The sequence below is a fragment of the Neisseria sp. SLRRB23 genome (assembly GCF_050896295.1).
In the GTDB taxonomy this organism is placed as follows: domain Bacteria; phylum Pseudomonadota; class Gammaproteobacteria; order Burkholderiales; family Neisseriaceae; genus Neisseria.
This window is the reverse complement of sequence record NZ_JBPBFH010000060.1, coordinates 1-3028: the sequence shown is the minus strand read 5'-3', so window position 1 is coordinate 3028 and position 3028 is coordinate 1. Positions and strand designations below refer to the sequence as shown.

At 51.6% G+C, this 3028-nt stretch carries 2 protein-coding genes and 3 pseudogenes; 2 read left to right on the top strand and 3 right to left on the bottom strand.

The window, feature by feature from the left end; genetic code table 11:
• The 3 pseudogenes from ACRPFF_RS10875 to arfA all read right to left on the bottom strand — a co-directional run.
• Positions 1 to 99: pseudogene (locus ACRPFF_RS10875) on the bottom strand (c-type cytochrome); the annotation flags it as partial.
• A 126-nt stretch (positions 100 to 225) separates the two neighbouring features.
• Positions 226 to 366, bottom strand: a pseudogene (locus ACRPFF_RS10870) (hypothetical protein); the annotation flags it as partial.
• A 31-nt stretch (positions 367 to 397) separates the two neighbouring features.
• Positions 398 to 475, bottom strand: a pseudogene (gene arfA, locus ACRPFF_RS10865) (alternative ribosome rescue factor ArfA); the annotation flags it as partial.
• A gap of 81 nt (positions 476 to 556) precedes the next feature.
• On the opposite strand from arfA, the gene hscB reads away from it, so the two are divergent.
• Positions 557 to 1057, top strand: coding sequence for a Fe-S protein assembly co-chaperone HscB (hscB, locus tag ACRPFF_RS10860; protein ID WP_432674655.1), 501 nt, complete (start codon positions 557 to 559; stop codon positions 1055 to 1057).
• A gap of 550 nt (positions 1058 to 1607) precedes the next feature.
• The coding region (locus tag ACRPFF_RS10855) for a DNA gyrase subunit A (RefSeq protein WP_432674654.1) at positions 1608 to 3028 on the top strand (1421 nt) is incomplete at its 3' end.

Sequence of the window (3028 nt, the reverse complement as noted above, 5' to 3'; positions counted from 1 at the left end):
GCCGCCGCCATTGTCGAAGGCGTTCATGATGTAGGTGGCGACGGCGGCAATATCGGTATCGCTGATGGCGGTTGCTGGCATAAAACCGTTGTAGGTTTTGTACGGCAAGGCGAGGCAACGCTGTACTGGTTTAAATTTAATCCACTATACTTCAATCCAAACACGGGGCGAATATAAAAAAATGCCGTCTGAAAGCCTTTCAGACGGCATTTTTCAAGTAGGATATCAGGCGCGTTTGCGGAATTCGCCGGTACGGGTATCGATTTCGACTTTGTCGCCGTTTTCGATGTATAAGGCATAAAAACGGCGGGACAGTATCAAAACCGTCCCGCCATTTTTTCGCTTCCTGCCTGTTGTAGCTGCCTTTGCCTTTTCTTTTCCGTTCCACCTTGTGCCGGAACAAATCGGATTTCACTAAGGCTTTTAAAGCATTGTCGCGTATTTTGCCTTTATTGTGCTGCACTTTGCCGCCCATATTCAGTCCTTTTGTTTAAGAAGCCGCAGATTATAAGGCAAAAACAGTTTTCTGCCAAAATCTCACATTTATCATTCTACTATGTCCCAATATTTCACCCTCTTCCGGATTGAACCCGCTTTCGATATCGACACCGAAAACTTGGAACAAACCTACCGCGCCTTGGCCGCCCGTTTCCATCCCGACAAATTTGCTTCCGCTTCCGCCTTTGAGCAAAAGCAGGCAGTAATGATGTCTTCCACCATCAACGATGCCTACCGCACCTTGAGAAATCCCATCGACCGCGCCGCATATCTGCTGAAGACATTGGGGATAGACGCCGACGCGCCGGAACACACCTCTTTCGCTCCCGACTTCCTCATGCAGCAAATGGAATGGCGCGAAACGCTGATGGAGGCACGGGCAGAAAGCGACCTGAAAACCCTGGAAAATCTGAATGACGAAATCCGTGCCGAACAAGAAAAACTGTTCTGCGACCTGAAACAGTCATTCGCGTACCAAGACTACGACACCGCCGCACAACAAGTCCGCCAAGGCAGGTTTCTCGACAAACTCCGCAACGAAATCTCCTCCGCATTATAATCCGCACCGCGTTTCAGACGGCATACCCGCTTCATACGCCATGCCGTCTGAACATACCGGCTACCTGTCCACAACAGACAAAAGCCATGGAGGAACATCCAAAAAATAACATTTGTTGCGGGAAACAATACTGAATCTCCGCCCATGCTCGCCCAATGCCCGAAGCAAAACCTTCGTAATTTTAGAGCGTTCCTCAAGAAAGCGGTTCCAGAAGAAAATATACTGGGGCTTTACGGGATCCTCCTCCAACCACTTCCTCAGACTGACATCGTCCGACACCCTGTCACGCCGGCCCGCATAGTCCGCCCATACCATTTCAGCAAATTCGTACTGACTGCCGCAGTCTATCTTCCTTCCCTCCAAACACAGACGGGCCATAACCAGGTAAATCAAGAACTGGCGGGGCGATAGTCCATCCAAAATACCTCCAAAACAAATTTGTGAAAGCACCCCCATCTTTCAGACGGCATACCTGCAACCCGAAACACAGTTTTACGTTGAAATATGCTAAAATAAGCCACTATTTTTGCCAGCACGAAATATTAAAACCATGACCGACGCAACCATCCGCAACGACCACAAATTCGCCCTCGAAACCCTGCCGGTAAGCCTTGAAGACGAAATGCGCAAAAGCTATCTCGACTACGCCATGAGCGTCATTGTCGGGCGCGCGCTGCCGGACGTTCGCGACGGTCTCAAACCGGTACACCGCCGCGTGCTGTATGCCATGCACGAACTGAAAAACAACTGGAATTCTGCCTACAAAAAATCGGCGCGTATTGTCGGCGACGTCATCGGTAAATACCACCCCCACGGCGATACTGCCGTATATGACACCATCGTCCGTATGGCACAAGATTTCGCCATGCGTTACGTCTTGGTCGACGGTCAAGGCAACTTCGGCTCCATAGACGGGCTTGCTGCCGCAGCCATGCGCTATACCGAAATCCGCATGGCGAAAATCTCACATGAAATGCTGGCAGACATTGAGGAAGAAACCGTTAATTTCGGCCCGAACTACGACGGTAGCGAACACGAGCCGCTTGTACTGCCGACCCGTTTCCCCACACTGCTCGTCAACGGCTCGTCCGGCATCGCCGTCGGCATGGCGACCAATATCCCGCCGCACAACCTTTCCGATACCATCAATGCCTGCCTGCGCCTGCTCGATGCTCCCGAAACCGAAATCGACGAACTGATCGACATTATCCAAGCCCCCGACTTCCCGACCGGGGCAACCATATACGGCTTAAGCGGAGTGCGCGAAGGCTATAAAACAGGCCGCGGCCGCGTCGTCATCCGCGCCAAGACCCACACAGAACCTATCGGCAAAAATGGGGAACGCGAAGCCATCGTTATCGACGAAATCCCCTATCAGGTCAACAAAGCCAAACTGGTCGAGAAAATCGGCGAGCTGGTCCGAGAAAAAACACTGGAAGGCATTTCCGAGCTCCGCGACGAATCCGACAAATCCGGCATGCGCGTCGTTATCGAGCTGAAACGCAACGAAAATGCCGAAGTCGTCTTAAACCAACTCTACAAACTGACTCCGCTGCAAGACAGTTTCGGCATCAATATGGTAGTTTTGGTCGACGGACAACCGCGCCTGTTGAACCTGAAACAGATTCTCTCCGAATTCCTGCGCCACCGCCGCGAAGTCGTTACCCGACGTACGCTTTTCCGGCTGAAGAAGGCTCGCCATGAAGGGCATATTGCCGAAGGCAAAGCCGTCGCACTGTCCAATATCGATGAAATCATCAAGCTCATCAAAGAATCTCCCAACGCAGCTGAGGCCAAAGAAAAACTGCTTGCGCGCCCTTGGCGCAGCAGCCTCGTTGAAGAAATGCTGACGCGTTCCGGTCTGGATTTGGAAATGATGCGTCCGGAAGGATTGGCTGCAAACATCGGCTTGAAAGAGCAAGGTTATTACCTGAGCGAGATTCAGGCAGATGCTATTTTACGCATGAGCCT